The 21,028-nt window shown below is 71.4% G+C and carries 18 protein-coding genes; 12 read left to right on the plus strand and 6 right to left on the minus strand.

Going from position 1 to position 21,028, the window contains the following annotated elements; translation table 11 throughout:
* Window positions 1–206 precede the first annotated feature (206 nt).
* The 3 genes from ACFPCV_RS30985 to ACFPCV_RS30995 form a co-directional block, all read right to left on the minus strand.
* Window positions 207–2,015 (minus strand): AMP-dependent synthetase/ligase, encoded by a 1,809-nt coding sequence (locus ACFPCV_RS30985; protein ID WP_378060066.1) that lies wholly within the window; start codon window positions 2,013–2,015, stop codon window positions 207–209.
* A 249-nt stretch (window positions 2,016–2,264) separates the two neighbouring features.
* A complete protein-coding gene (locus ACFPCV_RS30990) occupies window positions 2,265–3,089 on the minus strand; it encodes an enoyl-CoA hydratase-related protein (protein ID WP_378060068.1) in 825 nt (274 codons plus the stop codon).
* A 70-nt stretch (window positions 3,090–3,159) separates the two neighbouring features.
* On the minus strand, window positions 3,160–3,720 hold the full coding sequence (locus ACFPCV_RS30995) for a TetR/AcrR family transcriptional regulator (protein ID WP_378060070.1): 561 nt from the start codon (window positions 3,718–3,720) through the stop codon (window positions 3,160–3,162).
* A gap of 49 nt (window positions 3,721–3,769) precedes the next feature.
* Here ACFPCV_RS30995 and ACFPCV_RS31000 point away from each other — a divergent pair, with 49 nt between their 5' ends.
* From ACFPCV_RS31000 to ACFPCV_RS31015, 4 genes are read left to right on the plus strand one after another with little or no spacing between them, the layout of a single operon-like run.
* Complete coding sequence (locus tag ACFPCV_RS31000) at window positions 3,770–4,927, plus strand: FAD-dependent monooxygenase (protein WP_378060071.1); 1,158 nt, start codon at window positions 3,770–3,772, stop codon at window positions 4,925–4,927.
* 39 nt (window positions 4,928–4,966) lie between these two features.
* Window positions 4,967–5,812 (plus strand): DUF3626 domain-containing protein, encoded by an 846-nt coding sequence (locus ACFPCV_RS31005; RefSeq protein ID WP_378060072.1) that lies wholly within the window; start codon window positions 4,967–4,969, stop codon window positions 5,810–5,812.
* 36 nt (window positions 5,813–5,848) lie between these two features.
* Window positions 5,849–6,517 carry a M50 family metallopeptidase gene (locus ACFPCV_RS31010; protein WP_378060074.1) on the plus strand — a complete coding sequence of 223 codons (669 nt, stop codon included), beginning with the start codon at window positions 5,849–5,851 and terminating at the stop codon, window positions 6,515–6,517.
* Window positions 6,518–6,531: 14 nt separating this feature from the next.
* Window positions 6,532–7,776: an aldehyde dehydrogenase family protein gene (locus ACFPCV_RS31015; RefSeq protein ID WP_378060075.1), complete on the plus strand. Its 1,245-nt coding sequence runs from the start codon at window positions 6,532–6,534 to the stop codon at window positions 7,774–7,776.
* A 291-nt stretch (window positions 7,777–8,067) separates the two neighbouring features.
* Here the strand turns inward: ACFPCV_RS31015 and ACFPCV_RS31020 are convergent, their stop codons facing one another.
* Window positions 8,068–9,084 carry a LacI family DNA-binding transcriptional regulator gene (locus ACFPCV_RS31020; protein WP_378060076.1) on the minus strand — a complete coding sequence of 339 codons (1,017 nt, stop codon included), beginning with the start codon at window positions 9,082–9,084 and terminating at the stop codon, window positions 8,068–8,070.
* 148 nt (window positions 9,085–9,232) lie between these two features.
* On the opposite strand from ACFPCV_RS31020, the gene ACFPCV_RS31025 reads away from it, so the two are divergent.
* The 8 genes from ACFPCV_RS31025 (at window position 9,233) to ACFPCV_RS31060 (ending at window position 19,087) form a co-directional block, all read left to right on the plus strand.
* Window positions 9,233–9,934, plus strand: a complete 702-nt coding sequence (locus ACFPCV_RS31025; RefSeq protein ID WP_378060077.1) for a cupin domain-containing protein — start codon at window positions 9,233–9,235, stop codon at window positions 9,932–9,934.
* A 93-nt stretch (window positions 9,935–10,027) separates the two neighbouring features.
* Entirely contained in the window at window positions 10,028–13,078 is a 3,051-nt protein-coding gene (locus ACFPCV_RS31030) for a ThuA domain-containing protein (RefSeq protein ID WP_378060079.1), read from the plus strand.
* A gap of 9 nt (window positions 13,079–13,087) precedes the next feature.
* Complete coding sequence (locus ACFPCV_RS31035) at window positions 13,088–13,957, plus strand: ABC transporter permease (protein ID WP_378060080.1); 870 nt, start codon at window positions 13,088–13,090, stop codon at window positions 13,955–13,957.
* Window positions 13,958–14,002: 45 nt separating this feature from the next.
* Window positions 14,003–15,022: an ABC transporter substrate-binding protein gene (locus tag ACFPCV_RS31040; protein WP_378060081.1), complete on the plus strand. Its 1,020-nt coding sequence runs from the start codon at window positions 14,003–14,005 to the stop codon at window positions 15,020–15,022.
* An 11-nt stretch (window positions 15,023–15,033) separates the two neighbouring features.
* Entirely contained in the window at window positions 15,034–15,792 is a 759-nt protein-coding gene (locus tag ACFPCV_RS31045; RefSeq protein ID WP_378060083.1) for an ABC transporter ATP-binding protein, read from the plus strand.
* 148 nt (window positions 15,793–15,940) lie between these two features.
* Window positions 15,941–17,089, plus strand: a complete 1,149-nt coding sequence (locus tag ACFPCV_RS31050) for a Gfo/Idh/MocA family protein (protein ID WP_378060084.1) — start codon at window positions 15,941–15,943, stop codon at window positions 17,087–17,089.
* Between the two features lie 61 nt (window positions 17,090–17,150).
* On the plus strand, window positions 17,151–18,296 hold the full coding sequence (locus ACFPCV_RS31055) for a dihydrodipicolinate synthase family protein (protein ID WP_378060085.1): 1,146 nt from the start codon (window positions 17,151–17,153) through the stop codon (window positions 18,294–18,296).
* Entirely contained in the window at window positions 18,293–19,087 is a 795-nt protein-coding gene (locus tag ACFPCV_RS31060; protein WP_378060087.1) for a sugar phosphate isomerase/epimerase family protein, read from the plus strand. Before ACFPCV_RS31055 ends, ACFPCV_RS31060 begins: the two co-directional genes overlap by 4 nt.
* Here the strand turns inward: ACFPCV_RS31060 and ACFPCV_RS31065 are convergent.
* A complete protein-coding gene (locus tag ACFPCV_RS31065) occupies window positions 19,074–19,799 on the minus strand; it encodes an ESX secretion-associated protein EspG (protein WP_378060089.1) in 726 nt (241 codons plus the stop codon). The two genes, ACFPCV_RS31060 and ACFPCV_RS31065, sit on opposite strands and share 14 nt — an antisense overlap.
* Entirely contained in the window at window positions 19,796–21,019 is a 1,224-nt protein-coding gene (locus ACFPCV_RS31070) for a hypothetical protein (protein ID WP_378060090.1), read from the minus strand. The genes ACFPCV_RS31065 and ACFPCV_RS31070 overlap by 4 nt, the downstream gene beginning before the upstream one ends.
* Between the last annotated feature and the right edge of the window lie 9 nt (window positions 21,020–21,028).

Consider the following 21,028-nt stretch of genomic DNA (forward strand, 5'->3'; position numbering starts at 1 on the left):
GACCTCGCTCCGCTCAGCCAGGGCGCTGCCCCACGCCCTGATCACCCCCGATTTTCGAGCCAGGACCCGCGAGTCTCCCGTTCGCGACCGCCGAGTTGACGGTTCCGAACGGGAGTCGGCGGTTCCGAACGGGGAACTCATGGGTCCCGAACCGGGGACTCGCGGGTTCTGAACCGGGGACTCGCGGGGTTTGGTGGGGGTGGGGGTCAGGGTTGGAGGATGGTGTCGTCTGGGGTTTCGGTGAAGAGGGAGTCGATCTCTGAGGCGTACTTCTTCGTGATGGGCTTGCGGCGCAGTTTCATGGTCGGGGTCAGCTCCTCGCCGCCTGGCTCCCACGTCGACGGGAGCAGCCGCAGGCGCTTGACCTGCTCCACCCGCGCCAGCTTCTCGTTGCCCTCCTTGAGCCCGGCCAGCACCGCGGCCCGCAGCTCCGGGTGCGCCACCAGCTCGTCCGGCGACGCGCCGCCGAAGCCGTGCTGGGTCGCGAAGGCCGCCGCCGCGTCCGGGTCCAGCACCGCGATCGCCGCGACGTAGGGCCGGTCGTCGCCGATCGCGACCACCTGGCCGACCAGCGAGGTCGCCGCCTTGATCGCGTTCTCGATGTTGGACGGGGACATGTTCTTCCCCGACGCGTTGATGATCAGTTCCTTCTTGCGGTCGACGATCCGGACGTACCCGTCGGCGTCGACCTCGGCGATGTCGCCGGTGTGCAGCCACCCGTCGGCGTCGATGGTCTCCGCCGTCTTCTCCGGGTCGTTGCGGTAGCCGCGCATGATCGTCGGGCCCCTGGTGAGCAGCTCGCCGTCCTCGGCGATCTTGATCTCCATGTCCTTGACGGCGCGGCCGACCGTGCCGAGCTTCGTGTGCCCGGGCGCGTTGGCCGTGGTGGCGCCGCCGGTCTCCGACATGCCCCACACCTCGTACACCGGGATCCCGAGGCCCCAGAAGAACTCGAGGATGTCCGCCGAGATCGCCGACGCGCCCGACGCGGGGCCGGTCACCACGTCGAGCCCCAGCTTGTCCCGCAGCTTCGCGAGCACGAGCTTGTCCGCGAGCCGGTGCTGGGCGGCGAGCACCGGCGGCAGCGCACGTCCGGCCAGCTTGTGCCTCGCCGCCTTGACGCCGGTCTCGATTGCCCACGTCGCGATCCGCCGCTTGGCACCGCTCGGTTCCGCCGCGAGCCCGGCGTCGATGGCCGCCTTCAGCTTCTGCCACACCCTCGGCACGGCGAAGAACGAGTGCGGCCGCGTGTCCTGGAGCGCCTCGGCGAGCTTGGTCAGGTCCGCGACGCACGTGACCTGGATGCCGAACAGGATCGCGAAGTACTGCGCGGTCACCCGGTCCGCGATGTGCGCGGCGGGCAGGTAGGACAGCACCCGGTCACCGGGGTTGGCGTTGAACAGGATCCGGACCGCGTCGGCCTCGGCGATCACGTTCGCGTGCGTCAGCTCGACGCCCTTGGGCGGGCCGGTGGTGCCCGACGTGTAGATGATCGTCGAGAGGTCCTCCGGTTCGACGGCCCGCCACGCGGCGTCGAAGTCGAAGTCGGGGTCGCCCTTGGCCTCCAGGTCCGCCAGTGACAGCACACCGTCCACATCGGACACCTCGTCCACGCTGACGATGTGCTCGACCCCGCCGCCCGCGTCCCTGACGCGGTCGAGGAACCGGCCGTCGCAGAACACGACCTTGTTGCCCGCGTTGCCGAACAGGTAGGCGATCTGCTCGGGCGTCGAGGTGTTGTAGATCGAGAACGGGGTCGCGCCGAGGTGCAGCGCGGCGGCGTCGACGAGGTGGAACTCCGGCCGGTTGGCGAGCATCAGCCCGACCGTGTCACCGCGTTCGACCCCGACGGCCGCGAGGCCCGCGGCGAGTCCGCGGACCCGCCGATCCCACTCACGCCAGGTGATCTCCGTCGCGCCGCCCGGCGTACGGATGATGACCTCGTCCGGTGTCTTGCTGACGAACTCCTGGAATGCCGCGCACAGTGTGTGCTGCAACGGGGTTGTCTCGTTCATTTAGCCACGCTCCGATGCGCCGGGTCAGCCCCCGAGTAGGGCGTGATCGTAAGCACCAGTGACCGCCCACGTCCACGCCGAACCGGGCATTGACGACATTCGGAGGCTACTGCCACTATTGGCGACCGGTCAACAGCGCTACGTGTGCGGTCCGTGCTCGATCCGGCACCGCACGTCGTGGTCGGCCACGCACGCCGACACGACCAGCGGGCATCCCGTAGCTACCCGCCGGGCGCTTCGGGATGCCTACTACTTCTCCAGCCAGGGCAGGTGGTCGGGCAGGTCCTCCGGCACCCTTCCGGTCCACTGTGGATCGCGGCGCTGCAGGAACGACATGATCCCCTCGACGGTGTCGGGGCTGGCCGCGCTGCCCGCGATCAGCCGGGAGTCCAGTCGTCGCACGGGGAACGGCGAGTCCAGCGGCGCCGCCCGGTAGAGCAGCTGCCGGATCACGGCCACCGACACCGGAGCCGTCGTCCTGATCAGCTCGCGGGCCAGCTCGTAGGCCTTGTCCAGCACGGAGTCCGGCTCGTGCAGCGAGTGCACCATCCCCGCCGCGAGCGCCTCCGGCGCGTCGAACACCCGGCCGCTCACCATCCAGTCCATGGCCCGGCCGAGCCCGACGAGCCGGGGCAGGAACCACGTCGAGGCGCCCTCCGGGTACAGGCCGCGCCGCGAGAACACGAACCCGAAGCGGGCGTCGGTGGCGGCCAGCCGGAAGTCCGCGGGCAGGATGATCGTCGAGCCCGCGCCGACGGCCGCGCCGCGGATGGCCGCGATGACCGGCTTGTTCATCGCGAAGATCCGCATCGAGCACCGGCCTGCCGGCTCGTCCCACTCGGCCGCGTTGTCGGCGGTCAGGTCCAGTCCGCCCGCGGACAGGTCGGCGCCGACGCAGAAGTCCCTGCCCGCGCCCGTCAGCACCGCCACCCGCACGGACCGGTCGCGGTCGGCCTCGTCGAACGCCGCCGCCAGCTCGTCGGCCATCGTCACCGTGTAGCCGTTGCGGGCCGCCGGCCGGTTCAGCGTCACCGTCGCGATGCCGTCGGACACCACGTAACTCACCTGGTCCAAAGTTCGCCTCCCCGGATTTCCATGTGTGGGTTGCGTCCCGGCGCAGGCGCGGACCTTCGCACAAAGATCCTCATGGCGCCAGTGCCATCACGAGCAGATCCCGGCACGCCGCACGAAGATCGGTCCGACCCGCGCCGACGTCGGTCAGCTGGTGCAGCACGAGGCCGTCGAGGTGGGAGACCAGCGTGTGGCCACGCCGTTCCGGCTCGCTCGCCCCGGCCGCCGCGAGGGTCTTCTCCGCCATCGCCCGGAACGCCGAGCCGTACTCCGCCATCTTCGCGCGCAGCTCCGGGCGGCGGGTCGACTCGAGCGTCAGCTCGTAGCGGGCGAGCGTGCGCTCGCGGCCCTCGGTCAGCCAGGTCCGCACGACCGAGGCCAGCAGGTCGGTCAGCGTCTCCAGGTCCGCCGTGCCGCCCCGCTCCGGTACGTCGCCGACGTCGAGCGTGTCCAGTTCGGCCATCCGCGCGAGCGCCGCGAACACCAGCGCCTCCCGCGTGCGGAAGTAGTACGAGGTGGAGCCCTCCGCGAGCGCGGCGGTGCGGTCCACCGCGCGGTGGGTGAAGCCGCGCATGCCCTCGCGGGCGAGGGTCGCGATGGCCGCGTCGGCTATCACGGTTCGCCGGTCTGTCACGCCGCCACTCTACGGATGTAGAGTCCACTACATCTGTAGAGGAGGCGGCATGGAAGCGATCGTGGCGGGTGGGGGCATCGGCGGCCTGGCGGTGGCGGCGGGACTGAGCAGACGCGGCTGGGCCGTCACGGTGCTGGAGCAGACCGCGGAGTTCGATGTCGTCGGCTCGGCGATCTCGTTGTGGCCCAACGCCTTCCGCGCGCTGGCGGCGGTCGGCGCCACGGTGCCGGGCGAGGCGCTGGGCGCCGCCGGCGGACTGCGGGACTGGCGCGGCCGGTGGCTCGTGCGCATGGACGACGACGAGGTCGCGGCGGGCCACACGGCGAAGGCGGTGGTGGCACACCGGCACGATCTGCGGACCGCGCTGCTCGCGCAGGTGCCGGAACACTGTCAGCTGGCCGGGGTGCGCGTGCGGAACGCGCGGGTCGAGGGGGCCCGCGCGATCGTCGAGCACGACGGCGGTGAACTGTCGGCCGACCTGCTGATCGGCGCGGACGGGGTCAACAGCGCGGTCCGGCGGGCGCTGTGGCCCGCCGCCGCGCCGCCGAGCTATTCGGGGCAGACGGCGTGGCGGCTGATCATGCCGCGCCCGGAAACCCTGATGGCCGCGGGCGCCGGGATCTGGGCCGAGACGTGGGGCCCCGGCGCGGTGTTCGGCATGTTCCCGATGGCGGATGACCGCGTGTACTGCTACGGCACGGGGTCGGTCCCGCCGGGTCAACGGAGCGCGAACGGCGAACTGGCCGAACTGCGCCGCCGCTTCGAGCACTGGTGCGAGCCGATCCCGGCCGTCCTGGCGGCGGCGACCGAGGAACAGGTGCTGCGCAACGACATCCACCACCTGCCACCGCTGCGCACGTACGTGCACGGCCCGGTCGCGCTGCTGGGCGACGCGGCCCACGCGATGACACCGAACCTCGGGCAGGGTGGTTGCCAGGCACTGGAGGACGCGGCGACGCTGTCGGTGGCGGTCGAGACACAGCCCGACCTCGCGACGGCCCTGCGCAGGTACGACGAACTGCGGCGGCCGAGGACACAGGCGCTGGCGAGGAAGGCACTGATGGGCCGGACCGTGTCGCACCTGACGTGGGCACCCGCACGGGCGGCCAGGAACGCGGCACTGCGGACGTTGCCGAGGTCGGTGTTCGTCAGGTCGCTGGCGCGGCCGTTCGGCTGGCACCCGGAGGACGGGCTGGTCCACGGATAATTCCGCGCCGCGGCACCGCCGTTCGTGGATACTCCCGCCATGCCCAAGCCGCACGAGCGGGCCATCGCCCACGTCGCGACGCTGGCGAGCGGTGCGCCGGTGGACCCGGCGTTGCGGGTGACGCTGCACTTCCACCCCGACCGGCTCACGGCCGGGGAGCCGATCCTGCGGCTGATGGCCCGCGACGGGGTCTACCGGTCGCAGTTCGAGACCGGGACCAGCAACGGGGGCCTGACCGCCCACCCCGGTGGCGACCGCTGGCGGTGGGAGAGCCGGATCTTCGCGGGCGCCTACGACGACGCGCCCGCGGCCACCCGGCCCAAGTACGGATCGCTGAACTTCCGCCGCCGCCTGGTCGGCGGTTCGCCCCGCTTCGGCTCCGCCCACCTGCGCCTGCGCCCGCACACCCTGGACCGGACCACGTTCTGCTACCCCGACAGCGTCTTCGAGCCCGAGCGGTTCGGCGTGGCGGCACGGCTGTCGACCCTGGTGGCCATGGCGGAGGCGGACGACAAGGACGCGCTCGACGACTACGTCGAGGCCCAGGTGCACGGCGTCGTCGACCTCGAACGGGACGTCGAGGCCCTGGTGCTCGACCCCAGCTACCTCGGCACCCGGACCGAGATCGCGGCCAAGGCGCTGCCGTGCCCGGTCGAGTGGCACGGCGGCTTCACGCTGACCACGACGGAACTGCGCGCCAACCCCGGCTACCGCGGGCCGGAGTTCGTCGCGCTCGGCGTGTCCATCGCCCGCGACGACCTGCTCGACCCCGGTGTCATCGGTGACGCGTCCCGCACCGGCCGGTACGACGAACAGGCCCTCAAACGGGTCTGGCATCACGTCGCCAGGTTCGGCAGCCCCGAGATGCGCGCGCCTGCCACGTAACAGTGATCGCACCTGGGTTGTGGTCGGCTGTGCCGCGTGGACGTGTTGGGTGATCAGGCGGCCGTGGTGCTGGTGACCGGGGTGCTCGCCCTTGCGGTGGTCACGTTCGGCGAACTGTGGCGGCCCGCCCGCAACGTGATCACGATCGTGCACGAGGCGGGGCACGCACTGGTCGCCGTGCTGGCGGGGCGGCGGCTGTCCGGGATCCGGCTGCACTCGGACACGTCCGGGCTGACCCTCACCAGGGGCAAGCCGTACGGGCCGGGCATGGTGTCCACCGCGCTCGCCGGGTACGTCGCGCCGTCGGTGCTCGGGCTCGGGTTCGCGGCACTCGTCGAGGTGGAGCAGACGGCCGCCGTGCTGGTGGTCTGCGGCGTTCTGCTGCTCGGGGTGCTGGTCATGGTGCGGAACGTGTACGGGTTCTTCTCCGTGGTGCTGACCGGCGCAGTGCTGTTCGGGGTCGCGTGGTGGACCTCGCCGCCGGTGCAGGGGGCGTTCGCCTACCTGATCACGTGGTTCCTCCTTCTGGGTGGTGTTCGTCCGGTCGGGGAGCTGCAGGGCAAGCGCCGTCGCGGGCGGGCGCGGGACTCCGACGCCGACCAGCTCGCGCGGCTCACCGGCACGCCGGGGCTGCTGTGGGTGGGCATGTTCTTCTTCATCAACCTGGGGGCGCTGGCACTCGCGGCATTGTGGTTGCTGGGGTGAGGCAGACTTGCCGCATGACTGTCGTGTCCGAGGCCGTTTCGTCCGTTGTCGCGTCGTGTGCGTCCGCTGCCCACCGTGCCGCGCCGTCTTTGGCAGCGGCGCCCGACTCGGCCATCGACGGCGCCATCTCGGCGATGGCCACGCGGCTGCGAGCCTCGGTCGGCACGCTGATGTCGGCCAACGAGGCGGACGTGGCCGCGGCCGAGTCGGCCGGGATGAGCGCGGGCCTGCTGGACCGGCTGCGCCTGTCGCCGGAGCGGCTGGAGTCGATGGCGTCGGCGCTGGAGCTGCTCGCGGGCACGCCGCACCCGCCGCGCTCGGAGTTCGTGCGTGACCTGCCCGGCGGGCTCAGGCTGTACGAACGCCGCAGGCCGGTGGGGGTCATCGGCGCGAACTACGAGGCACGGCCGAACGTGACGGTCGACGTCGCGTCGCAGCTGGTGAAGTCGCGCAACGCCGGTGTCCTCCGCACCGGTGGTGCGGCGCTGGGCTCGGCGACCGCGCTGCTGACGGAGGTGGTCGCGCCCGCGCTGTCGGACGTGTCGCTCGACCCGGCCGCGATCCAGCTGGTGCCGACTCCGGACCGGGCGGGCGCGTCGGCGCTGGTGGCGCAGCCCGCGCACGTCCCGCTGGTGATCCTGCGGGGGAGTGGCGAGACCACCCGCACGCTTGGTGAGGAGGCCGCCCGCCACGGGGTGCGGACGCTGGCCCACGCCGACGGCGGCGGCGTGCTGTACGTCGACGTGGACGCGGACGTCGAGCGCGCGTTGTCGCTGGTCCGCGAGAGCGTCGACCGGCTGGGCGTGTGCAACCGGCTGAACCTGCTGCTGATCCACTCGTCGCGGTACGAGTCGCTGCTGCCGAGGGTGTCGGAGCTGCTCGCGGAGCTGGGCATCGCCGTCTCGCTGCCGCCGCACAGCCACCCGATCGGGTACGAATGGGCGCTGGACGCCGACCGCGAGGCGACGGTGACGGTGCTGCCGGTGTCGTCGGCCGCGCAGGCCGCCGAGGTCGCGAACACCGAGACGTCCGGTCTGGCCGCGTCGATCGTCACCACGTCGGAGGCGACGGCGACCGCGTTCATGGACGCGTACACCGGCACGGGCGTCTTCTGGAACGCGACCACCCGCCTGCTGGACGGTTTCAAGCTGCTGGCGGTCCCGGAGACCGGCATCAACATCGACAAGGTCCCCGGCCCCCGCGGCCCGGTCACCTACCCGGACCTGTGCCTACGCCAGTACGCCATCCTCCCAGCCTGACACCCCGCGAGTCCCCACTTCAGAACCCGCGAGTCCCCCGTTCAGGACTCGCGAGTCCCGGCTTCGGAACCCGCGAGTCCCCGGTTCGGAACCCGCGAGTCCCCGGTTCAGGACCGGTGAGTTCCCTGTTCAGGACCGGTGAGTTCCCTGTTCAGGACCGAGGAGTTCGCGGTTTGCGACGGTCCCGAACGGTCAACTCGGCGGTCCCGAACGGGGGACTCGCGGGTTCTGAACGGGGGACTCGCGGGTTCTGAACGGGGGACTCGCGGGTTCTGGATGGGGGACTCGCGGTTAGTTGTGGGGGGTGGACAGGGAGTCGCGGTGGATTATCTTTGCTGCGACTTCTTCCACGCGTGGGGACGGGTGGGGGGTGTCCAGGGCCAGGGTGATCGCTCTGGCGCCGATCTCCACCAGGGGGAGCCGGACCGTCGTCAGGGGTGGGGTCACGTCGCGGGCGATGGGCATGTCGTCGAAACCCACCACCGAGACGTCGCCGGGGACCGAGAGGCCCCGGTCCCGCAGGACGGACAGGGCGCCGATGGCCATCGAGTCGTTCAGCGCGATGATCGCCGTCAGCCGGGGGTCCGCGTCGAGCAGTGCGGCCGTGGCCACGGCGCCGCCGTCGCGGTCGAACTCGGCGTACGCGATCCGCTTCGATGGCAGGCTCCTGCGGTGTTCGCGGGCCGCGCGGCGCAGCCCGGCGAGCCGGTCGGTCGTCGTCGTCAGCTGGCGGGGAGCCGCGACCACGCCGACGTGCTTGTGCCCCGCTGCGAACACGGCCGCCCCGATCAGGTAGCCGCCCTCCTCGTTCGCGGGCATGACCGCGTCGCCTGCGAGCTTGTGGCGGCCGACCACCGACACGCGGCCGCCGGTCGCCATGTACGCCGACAGCTTCGCGTTCAGCGACTTCGTGAACGCCGGGTCGTGGTAGCCGGAACCGGCGAGGATGATGGCCTCCACCTGGTGGGCGCGCAGCAGCTCCACGTACTCCAGCTCGCGGTCCGGGTCGCGGTAGGAGTTGCAGATGATCACGAGCCTGCCCTGCTCGGACGCCACTCGCTGCAGGCCGCGGGTGATCTCCGCGAAGTACGGGTCCGACACGTCGTGCACGATGACGCCGACGGTCGTCCGGTGGGAGCGGGCCAGCAGTTGCGCGTGCGCGTTCGGCACGTACTGCAGCTCCTGCACCGCCCGCAGCACCCGTTCGCGCAGTTCCTCGGACACGATCTTGGGACTGCCGTTCACGATCCGTGACACGGTCGCGGCGGAAACGCCGGCCTTACGCGCGACATCGGCTAGCGTCGCCATTGCCAGACCTCCGCCGTTGACACCCATTACCTTGCCCGCCTAGCGTCAGACTACAAGGGAAAGCCCTTTCCCCGCGTCTGGAGGCGTATCACCGCAGTGTCCATTGTGCGGCCCCGCGACAGCAAGGCCGCCACGCCGAGGGGTACCGATGCGTGATCCACTACCGGGCGCGGTAGGCGTCTCGAAACTCTGCGTGTACGACACCCTCACCCCCGACGGGCTGCCCGGCGGCACCCCGCACCTCCACCTCTGCTGCACGGAGGCGTACGTCGTCGTCGGCGGCACCGGCATGGTCCAGACCCTTTCGGGCCAGGACGGGTTCGCGGAGCACGACCTGCGTCCCGGCACGGTCCTGTGGTTCACCCCCGGCACCGTCCACCGCCTCGTCAACCGCGGCGGCCTGGAGATCGTGGTGCTGATGGCCAACAGCGGCCTGCCCGAGGCGGGTGACGCCGTGCTCACGTTCCCGCTCGACGTCGTCCGCGACCCCGCCCGGTACGCGCAGGCCGCCGCGCTGCCCGGCGGCGGCGCCCCCGGCACGGACGTGACCACGGCCTACCGCCGCCGCGACCTCGCCGTCCAGGGTTTCCACGAGCTGCGGGACGGCGACAAGCTCGCCGAGTTCCACGAGGCCGCGGTGAAGCTCAAGCAGCCGTTGCTCGACGACTGGCGTGCGCGCTGGGAGCGGGGCGCGCGGGAGGCCGCGGAGCGAACCGGCCGCCAGCTCGCCGCCCTTGCCGCCGGCGACCCGGCCCACCTGCGGGAATCCCGCGTGAGCACCAAGCCGGTGCCGGACGAGGAGGGCCGCCTCGGCATGTGCGGTCTCCTGAACACCTACCGTTACGACTGATCACAGGAAAGCCCTTGCCCATGTCGGGTACGGACAAATAGCATCCTAGGAAAGCGCTTGCCTGGCAGTGTCGCCCTCGGCGGGAGGACTTTCGTGCGCAACCGGAGACGCGTCATCGCGTTGGTGGCAGCCCTGGTGCTCGGCATCGTCGTGGCCCCGGCCGCGGCTGCCGCACCCCGCTTCACCGTGCTCGTCTTCTCCAAGGTCAACGGCTTCCACCACGACTCCATCCCGGCCGGTCGGCGGGCGGTCACCGAGCTGGGTGCCGAACACGGCTTCGACGTCGTCGTCTCCGACGACGCGGCCCTGTTCACCGACACCGGCCTGGCCCGTTTCGACGCGGTGGTCTTCAACAACACCAACGGCCGCGACGGCGCCATCCTCGACGCGAACCAGCGCGCGGCCTTCGAGCGCTACATCAGGGCGGGCGGCGGCTACGCGGGCATCCACGCCGCGAGCGGCACCGAGTACGACTGGGCCTGGTACGGCCGTCTCATGGGCGCCTTCTTCGACAGGCACCCGGCGAGCCAGCCGCTGAAGGTCCAGGTCGACGACCGCGCGCACCCGTCGACCAGGCGACTCCCACAGGTCTGGGAGCGCACCGAGGAGCCCTACGACTTCCGCGCCAACCCGCGCGGCAGCGTCCACGTCCTCGCCAGCTACGACACCCGCAGCTACACCGGCCACACCATGGGCGCCGACCACCCGATCGCGTGGTGCCAGGACTTCGAGGGCGGCCGCTCCTGGTACACCGGCCTCGGCCACGACGCCGCCACCTACGACGACCCCGCCTTCCGGTCCCACATCCTCGGCGGCATCGAGTGGGCGGCGGGCGCGGTGCCCGGCGACTGCGGCGCCACCGAGGACGACCGGTACGTCAAGACGCTCCTCGATGGCGACACCGACGACCCGCTGGCCATGGAGATCGACAACAGCGGCCGCGTGTTCTACCTCCAGCGCGGCGGGCAGCTGAACGTGTACGACCCGAGCAAGGGGTACAGCCACGAGGCAGGCCGGTTCGACGCGTTCGTCCTGCACACGCACGGCATGCACGGCCTGGTCCTCGACCCGCACTTCGAGGACAACGGCTACATCTACGTCTACTACTCACCACGCACCAAGAACGTGAACCGCCTCTCGCGCGTCACGTTCGACGAGTTCACCAACACGGTCCGCGGCGAGAAGGTCCTGCTGGAGTTCTTCTCCCAGCGCGAGATCAACGCCCACGAGGGCGGCGGGATGGCGTTCGACAGCGAGGGCAACCTGTACCTGTCGACCGGGGACAACGTCGACCCGTGCTGTGCTGGCTTCGCGCCGATCGACGAGCGGGCGGGCCGCCAGAACCAGGACGCGCAGGGCACGTCGGCGAACACGAACGACCTGCGCGGCAAGATCATCCGGATCCACCCGGAGCCGGACGGCACGTACACGATCCCGGAGGGCAACCTGTTCCCGCCCGGAACGGACAGGACGCGCCCGGAGATCTGGGTGATGGGCCTGCGCAACCCGTACCGCCTGCACGTCGACCCGGCGACCGGCTGGGTGTACTGGGGCGAGGTCGGTCCGGACGCGCAGAACGACGACCCGCTGCGCGGCCCCATGGGCTACGACGAGTTCAACGTCGCCAAGGAGGCGGGCAACTTCGGCTGGCCCATGTGCATCGGCGACAACCGGGCGTACGTGGAGTACGACTTCACGACCGGCCGGTCCGGCCAGCCGTACGACTGCGCGGGCGGCCCGGCCAACGACTCGCCGAACAACACCGGTCTCGCCGAGCTGCCGCCTGCGCAACCGTCGTGGCTGGCCTACCCGTACCGGGTGTCGGACGAATGGCCCGAGATGGGCAACGGCGGACGGCTCGCGGTCGGCGGCCCGACCTACCACTACGACCCGGAGCTGGAGTCGGAGACGAAGTTCCCGGAGTACTACGACGGCACCACGATCGTCGCCGACTGGACCCGCAACGCGATGTTCGAGGTGAAGCAGGACGAGGCGGGCAACGCGGTCTCCCTCAACAGGTTCCTGCCGCGCGGCGGGTTCCTGCGGCCCATCGACATGGAGTTCGGGCCGGACGGCTCGCTGTACGTCATCGAGTGGGGCACCAACTACGGCGGCTCCGGCCGGGGCGACCCCAACTGGGACTCCGGCATCCACCGCATCGACTACGTCCGGCCCGGCGAACGCGCGCCGATCGCGAAGGCGACCGCGAACCCGTCGTCCGGCAAGGCGCCCCTGACGGTCCGGTTCACCGACTCCTCGACCGACCCCGACGGGCACGCCCTCACCCACGAGTGGGACTTCGACGGGAACGGCACGATCGACTCGCGTGCGGCCGACCCGGTCCACACGTTCACCGCGAACGGCACCCACCTCGCACGGCTGATCGTCACCGACCCGACGGGCCGCCGCGAACCGGTCAACGTCAAGGTGACCGTCGGCAACACCGCGCCGAAGGTGAAGATCCAGTCCCCGCGCGACGGCGAGATCTTCGACTGGGGCGTACCGATTCCCTACCGGCTGCGGGCCACCGACCCGGACGGCGGCGTCGACTGCGCGGAGCCGCTGACCAAGGGCGGTGTCGGGCACGCGAGGCAGGTGCACGCGGTGAGCCGGAACCGGGGCTGTGCCGGGGAGTTGGTCCCGTCGATCGTCGAAGGGCACACCGTCGACGACGACCTGACCTACGTCCTCGACGCGAGCTACACCGACCGAGGGCGGCCGCGGCTGACCGACCGCGACCGCGTCACCCTGCAGCCGCGTCGCAAGGAGGCCGAGCACCACGACCGGTCCAGCGGCGTCCGCATCGTCAGGAACAGTGCGGGTGGTGGCCTTGTCTCCGGGGTTTCCCACGGTGACTGGGTCAGCGTCACGCCGGTGAACCTGAGGAACGTCGGCAGCCTGCGGTTCCGGGTCGCGAGCAGCGCGAACGGTGGGACCATCGAGGTCCGGTTCGGGGCGCAGGACGGTCCGCTGCTCGGCTCGGCCGCGGTGCCGGTGACCGGCGGCGGCCAGACGTGGACCGAGGTGACCGCTCCGGTCGTCGACCCGGGGAGCACGCACGAGTTGTTCCTGGTGGCAAGGAATCCCGGCGTGACCGGCGACCTGTTCAACGTGGACTGGTTCGAGTTCGGACCGGAGGTATAGGTGTCGAGCATGGTGACCCCCAACGAGACCCGGGCCGAGCCGGTGCCGTCGCCCCCGGCGCCGGAGCCCGCCCGGCGGGTCGACATCGGCACGCGCCTGCTGCGGCTGGTCGACGCGATCTGGCGGCCCGCGGTGCTGCTCGCGCTGATCTTCGTGGCGTGGTGGGTGGTGACCGCGCGGGGCTGGGTGGCGGACTACCTCGTGCCGACGCCCGCGCAGGTGTGGGAGCGCACGACGCAGGACTGGTCGTCGCTGATGTACCACTCCTACGTCACGCTGTACGAGACGGTCGCCGGCTTCCTGCTGGCGAGTGTGCTCGGCCTGGCGACCGCCGTGGCGATCGCGTACTCGAGGACGCTGGAGCGCACGCTCTACCCGATCGTCCTGTTCGCCCAGGTGATCCCGAAGATCGCGATCGCGCCGCTGATCGTGGTGTGGTTCGGCAACGACCTCGCGCCGAAGATCATCCTGGCGGTGCTGATCGCGTTCTTCCCGGTGGTCGTCTCGGGGGTCGCCGGCCTCCGGTCGACCGATCCCGAGTTGCTGGAGCTGTCCGCCACCATGGGCGCGAGCCGGTGGCAGACGTTCCGCAAGATCCGCTTCCCGAACGCGCTGCCGCACCTGATGGCGGGGGAGAAGGTCGCGGTGACGCTCGCCGTGGTCGGCGCGGTGGTCGGCGAGTTCGTCGGCGCCAGCGAGGGCCTCGGCTACCAGCTGATGATCGCCAACGGCAACCTCGACGCCCCACTGTTGTTCGCCGCGCTGATCCTCATGTCGCTCATCGGCATCCTCCTGTTCGTGATCGTCGAGGTGGCCGAGGCACTGCTGATTCCGTGGCACGCCAGCCGCCGGTCCGCGACTCCGCTCACCACATCCTGACAGTGCTTGGTGTCCGCTCAGCAAACTCCGCGAAAGGTCAACCCGATGAAGCGTTTACTGACAGGAATCGCCGCGGCGGCACTGCTGGTCGCGGGGTGCGCCCCGAGCGGGCAGGACAGCGGCGGGTCCGGCGACACCGAGGCACCCGCTGACGCCACCGAGGTCACGTTCACCCTGAACTGGGTGCCCTACGGCGAGCACGCGCCCTTCTACTACGGCATCCAGGAGGGCTTCTACGCCGACGAGGGCATCGACCTGAAGATCGAGCCGGGCAGCGGTTCCGGCAACACCATCAAGGCCGTGGCACAGAACCAGACCATGTTCGGCTGGGCGGACACGCCGCCGCTGCTCAACGCGATCAGCTCCGGCATGCCCGTCAAGAGCGTCGGCGTGTTCCTGCAGAAGGGCCCGTCGTCGGTGGAGTTCCTCGCGGACAAGGGTTTCGAGTCCATCAAGGACCTCAAGGGCAAGCGGGTCGGCGGCACCCCTGGCGACGCCATGTACGCGACGTTCCCCGCGCTGCTCGCGGCGAACGGCATGACCGAGGCCGACGTCACCGTCGTGAACATGGACGCCGCCAACAAGATCGCGCAGCTCGCCGAGGGCCAGGTCGACGCGATCATGGGCTTCTTCCACGACCAGGGCCCGACCATCGAGTCCCGCACCGGCAAGGAGGTGGACCACCTCCTGTTCGCCGACTCCGGGCTGAACCTGCTCGGCACCGGCATCGTGGTCGGCGACGAGACCCTGTCGTCGCAGAAGGAACTGGTCGGCAAGTTCGTGCGCGCCACGCAGAAGTCGTGGGCCGAGGCAGTGAAGAACCCCGAGGACGCCGCGAAGGCCATGGTCGACCTGGCGGAGAACGAGCCGCCGGAGGAGGTGCTCGTCGAGCAGCTCAAGCTGGCGGAACCGTTGCTGCAGCTGGACACCGCGGGCGCGCCGGGCGTCAACACCGAGGAGCAGTGGGCCGACACGATCGGCATCATGGCCGCCAACGCGGAGCTAAAGGACGTCGGCGAGCCCTCGAAGTACTGGGACGGCAGCCACACGAAGGCCAACGGCTGATGACCAGTGTCATGACCGGTACCGCCGTCGACGTCCGGAACCTCTCGGTGCGGTTCCGTTCCAAGCGGTCCGCGACCACCGCGCTCGACGACGTCACCATGCGGGTCGAGGCGGGCGAGTTCATCTCGATCGTCGGCCCGTCCGGCTGTGGCAAGTCCACGCTGCTCAAGGTGGTCGCCGGGCTGGTGCGGCCGAGCGAAGGCGAGGTGTCGCTGTTCGGGGACGTGGTGAAGGGCCCGCAGCGGAACATCGGGTTCGCGTTCCAGCGCGCCGCGTTGCTGGAGTGGCGCGGGGTGCGCAAGAACATCCTGCTCCAGGCCGAGATCCGCGGTCTCGACAAGGCGAAGGCGGCCGGCAGGGCCGACGAGCTGATCGAGCTGACCGGCCTGAAGGGCTTCGAGAAGGCGTTGCCGCACGAGCTGTCCGGCGGCATGCAGCAGCGGGTGGCCCTGTGCCGCGCGTTGCTGCACGAGCCGCCGGTACTGCTCATGGACGAGCCGTTCGGTGCGCTGGACGCGCTCACGAGGGAGCAGCTCAACGCCGAGCTGAACAAGATCTGGCGGGAGACCGGCACCACGATCCTGCTGGTCACGCACTCCATCGCCGAGGCCGTGTTCCTCGGCACGCGGGTGGCGGTGATGAGCCCGCGCCCTGGCAGGCTGATGCGGACGCTGCCGGTCGACCTGCCGAGGGAGCGGGACTACGCGCAGGTGATGGCCGAGCCGAAGTTCGGTTCGCTCACCCGCGAGATCCGCCAACTGCTCGGCTAGTCCGCCTCCCGGATTACACAGTGTTGGTCTCGACCCGGCGAACCCGGGGACCGCAGGCGGTTGGTGGTCCAGTGCCGTCACGTTCCCCTGAGGTAACCGCTGATCAGACCAGGACCGGCCCACAAAGATCCAATCAGGAGTAATCAACATGTCTCGTAGGTCGATCGGCATCGTGCTCAACGGGGTGACCGGGCGCATGGGCTACCGCCAGCACCTGGTCCGCTCGATTCTGGCCATCCGCGACGACGGCGGCCTCCCGCTGCCGGACGGCACGGTGCTGTGGCCGGAGCCGGTGCTGGTCGGCCGCAACGAGCGCAAGCTCGCCGAGATCGCGGAACGGCACGGGTTGTCGGACTGGACCACGGATCTGCACGCGGCGCTCGCCCGCGACGACGTCGAGATCTACTTCGACGCGCTCACGACCCAGCGGCGCGAGAAGGCGATCAGGCAGGCGATCGACGCGGGCAAGCACATCTACACCGAGAAGCCCCTCGCCATGGACCTCGCGGGCGCGCAGGACCTGGCGCGGGCCGCCGAGGCGGCGGGGGTGCGCAACGGTGTGGTGGCCGACAAGATCTTCCTGCCGGGGCTGCGGAAGCTGAAGCGGCTCGTGGACGGCGGGTTCTTCGGCCGCGTGCTCTCGGTGCGTGCCGAGTTCGGCTACTGGGTGTTCGAGGGCGACTGGCAGCGCGCGCAGCGGCCGTCGTGGAACTACCGGGCCGAGGACGGCGGCGGGGTGGTGCTGGACATGTTCCCGCACTGGCACTACGTGCTGGAGAACCTGTTCGGCCCGGTCCGCGCGGTGCAGGCGACGATCCGCACGCACATCCCGAGGCGCTGGGACGAGAACGGCGAGGAGTACGCGGCCACCGCGGACGACGCGGCGTACGCGATCTTCGAGCTGGACGGCGGGGTGGTCGCCCAGTTCAACTCGTCCTGGTGCGTGCGGGTGTTCCGCGACGAGCTGGTCGAGTTCCAGGTGGACGGTACCGACGGGAGCGCGGTGGCGGGTCTGCGCCACTGCCGCGCCCAGTCCAGGGCCGCCACGCCGATGCCGGTGTGGGACCCGGACGCCCCGCCGAACGTCGACGCCCGCGGCGACTGGGCCGAGGTGCCCGACAACGAGCACTTCGACAACGGTTTCCGCGTGCAGTGGGAGCGGTTCCTGCGCCACGTCGTGGCCGGTGAGGAGTTCCCGTGGGACTTCGCGGCGGCCGCCCGCGGTGTGCAGCTCGCCGAGCTTGGCCTCCAGGCGGCGACCGAGGGCAGGCGCGTCGAGATCCCGGAGCTGACATGAGCGGAGCTTGCGGAGCGAGTCGTCGATGCCCAGGACGCCACGGAGCCTGCGAGGGGGCGTCATGACGTCGGTCGTGCTGCCGGGCGGGAAGCGCCACGAACTGCGTGGCGGGCTCCCGTCCGGTGCCGGGGTGTCCCCGTCCAGCAGCCGGATCGCGTACGCGGCCGCGCACGTGGTCGCGGATCCCCTCGCGGAGAACGTTCCCGGCGCGCCCGCGGTGCTGGACTGGGACGCGACGCTCGGGTTCCGGCACCACCTGTGGCGCAACGGTCTCGGGGTCGCCGAGGCCATGGACACCGCGCAACGCGGCATGGGCCTGGACTACCCGGTGGTGCGCGAGCTGGTGCGCCGCAGCGCGGCGCAGGCCCGCTCGGCCGGTGGCCGGATCGTGGCCGGTGTCGCGACCGACCAGCTCGACGGCCCGGCCACGGTGCCGCAGGTCCTGGACGCGTACCGGGAACAGCTCGCGGACGTGGTGGCGGCGGGCGCGGTGCCGGTGCTGATGTGCAGCAGGCATCTCGCGGCCGCCGCGAAGGGGCCCGACGACTACGTGTCGGTGTACTCGACGCTGCTGTCCGAAGTGGACCGACCCGTGCTGCTGCACTGGCTGGGCCCCATGTTCGACCCGGCGCTGGCCGGCTACTGGGGCTCCGCCGATCCGCGCGCCGCCGCCGACACGGTGCTCGGCCTGCTGAAGGACCACTCGTCCACAGTGGACGGCATCAAGATGTCGCTGCTGGACGACGCGTTCGAGATCGAGCTGCGCGGCAAGCTGCCGCCCGGCGTGCGCATGTACACCGGCGACGACTTCAACTACCCGAGTCTCATCGCCGGTGACGAACGCGGTCACTCCGACGCGCTGCTGGGGGTGTTCGCCGCGCTGGCGCCACTGGTCGGCCCGGCGCTGCACAAGCTGGACCGTGGCGACCCGGCCGGTTTCCGCGCCGCGCTGGACCCGACGGTGCCGCTGGCCCGCCACCTGTTCTGCGCGCCGACGCAGTACTACAAGACGGGAATCGTGTTCCTGTCCTGGCTTTCCGGCCACCAGGACCACTTCGTGATGGTCGGCGGCCTGCAGTCGGGCCGGTCCGTTGCACACCTCGCGAAGCTGCTGGTACTGGCCGACGAGGTGGGCCTGCTGCCGGACGCCGACCTGGCGGCCGCACGGGCGCGGTCGTTCTTCGCGACGGCGGGGGTCGAGCGGTGAGACCGTTCTCGTTCAACCAGGCCACGGCGAAGTACTGGCCGCTCGTGGACGCCGTGAAGGGCTGCGCGGCGGCCGGGGTGCGGTACGTCGGCCTGTGGCGCGAACCGGTGCGGGAGTACGGCCTCGACCGGTCCTCGGCACTGGTGCGCGACGCCGGCCTGACGGTGACCTCGTTGTGCCGCGGCGGTTTCTTCGGTGCCGACGACTGGTTCGACGACAACCGCCGCGCCCTCGACGAGTGCGCCGCCCTCGGCGCGCCTGCACTCGTCCTGGTGTGCGGCGGCCTGTCCGGCCGCCCACTCGCCGAGGCCCGGTCCCGCGTGGCGGCGGGCCTGGAAGCGTTGGTACCGCACGCACTGGAGGTGGGAGTGACCCTCGCGGTGGAGCCCATGCACCCGATGTTCGCCGCCGACCGCAGCGTGGTGGCCTCACTGGCGGGCGCACTGGAACTGTGTGCCCCCTATCCCGCTGCGGTGGTCGGCATCACCCTGGACACCTACCACGTGTGGTGGGACGAACAGGTCCTGCCGCTGATCGAGGCGAACGGCGACCGGATCGCGTGCTTCCAGCTGGCCGACTGGGTGGTGCCGCTGCCCGCGGACGTGCTCGTCGGCCGCGGTCTGCCCGGCACGGGCCACGTCGACTTCGCCCCGCTGGTGGAGGCGGTCCTGGCCACCGGCTACGACCGACCGATCGAGGTGGAGGTCTTCGACGAGGCCCTGTGGAACCGCCCCGGCGCGGACGTCCTCCGTGACACGATCGCCGCGTACGAGTCGGTCATGGGAACGTGAGCGCCTCGACCAGCGAGGCAGCCGTCGCGGGCGTGACGGTGAGGTGGTCCCCGGCCGAGGTGACGGTGCGGATGACGCGGTAGCGCCCGGCCGCGGTGTCGAGCACCGACACCGGCCTGGACCGTTCGACCCCGTCGCCTCGGCGTTCGGTGACGAGCTGCGTGATGCGCACGGCGCCGGTGGTCATCGCGAGGAGCGTGCGGGCGTCGTCGGTGCCGAGACCGTGCCTGCGGAGCGTGTCGTGCGCGCCGGCCGGGCCGGCGGCGGCCGAGGTGAACACGGCCGTGTCGACGCTGACGGAATGTCCCTGCCCCGCGGGGAGTTCCGGCAGCAGCGACACCAGGGTCGCCGCCCGCCCGGTCCCGGGCACCGCGGTGAGGTGGAACCGCTCGCCGAGCACACCGAGCACGTTGTGCCTGCCCCTGGTCGCGAGGATCGCACCGGTCGCGCCGTCACCGACGGTCCTCAGTTGCAGCGACCGCCCGCACTCGGCGATGGTGGCCAGGCGGTCGGTGAGCCGCCAGTGCGCGTGCCCGTGGTCGTCGGCGAGCCCGCGCGCGACGAGATCCGCCCACACGCGGTGCTCCAGCACCGCACGCTCGGCGTGGGTGGCTCCCGGCGAGGGCACGTCGATGACCAGCGGCAGGTCCCCGAACCCGGCAGCGCGCCACAGCACGTCGAGCTCGGCGGCGGACAGGTCGAACCGGGTCATTCGTCGTCGTCACCGATCGACGCGGGCGCGACGTAGGAGCCGGGCCGGAACGGGTCGTGCAGCAGGCCGTCGTCGTTGTCCGGTTCGAAGATCTCCGACCCCGGCACCGCGTACCGGCCGCGCCGTTCCTGGTCCTCGGCCTTGCCCGCGGTACCCGGCGTGACCCCGAACGGCGCCCCGCCGCGCGCGGCCTGCCCCTGTACGTCGGCGAGGCCGCCCCGCCCTCCTGCCCGGAGCGCCCGGTCACCGGGGTGGACCCCGACAACGTCACCGGGACGACCGTCGCGGGCCCTGCTTCCAGGCTGGCCACCGCCCGGCTGCCCGTTGCCCGGCTGTCCACCGCTGCCGGGTTGTCCGCTCCCTGGCAGCGGCCCGCGGACGACGTCCGGCTCCCGCGTGGGAGCCGAGCCGCTGGCCGTGGTCGGTGCGCCCCCGTTCGCCGCCGGGGCCCCGCTCGGTGCCGGGATGCCCGGCGAGAAGGACGAGGAACCGGTCCTTCCCGGAGCCGGGACCGCGGGCCCGTCGGGCGGCGGCCGGTCGGCGGGACGTGACCCGGCTTCCCGGACGTCCACGACGTCCGGGAAGCCGTCGCCGGACCGGGTGCCGCGCGGCGCGACGTGACCACCGGCCGGGTCCCCGCCGGACGGCACGGTGATGCCGTCGCTCGTGGTGATCACCACCCGCGGCGCCGGGGACAGCGGCGGCAGCGCGGCGACCCGTGCGGTGGTCATCGAGTGGTACTGGCGCATCACCTGCCGCGCCCGTTCCTCCGCGTCCTTGGCGGCGCGCAGCTGGTGCTGGTGGTCGGCGGTGGCGCCGAGCGCGTCGAGCGGGGAACCGGTCGGCTGCTGCGCGGCCCGTACGTCCACACAGGGCGGCACGTTGGCCCTGGCCCAGTTGGCGTTGTCGGACTGCCCGAACGCGGCGAGGACGTTCATCCTGCCGTGGTGCCCCAGTATGTCGTCGAAGTCCCGCACGACCCGCATCGCCGCGGCGGCCGCCGTCGCCGCGCTGCCGGTCCACTCCCCGCCGTCGACCCGCTGCAGGGTGGCGTTGACGTCGTCGGAGTTGTCGGCGAGCGCCTCGGCCACGCTGGTGAGCCGCTCCTCGAGTCGCTCGGTCGCGGCGGCGCCGAGCCCGTGCCGCGTCCAGGCGACGATCTGCTGGTGGGACACGTCGTCCCAGCGGACGTCCGGTTCACGCACGATCTGCTCCCCCACGTCACTGGA

This window comes from Actinophytocola glycyrrhizae (assembly GCF_042653545.1).
GTDB classification, from domain to species: domain Bacteria; phylum Actinomycetota; class Actinomycetes; order Mycobacteriales; family Pseudonocardiaceae; genus Actinophytocola; species Actinophytocola glycyrrhizae.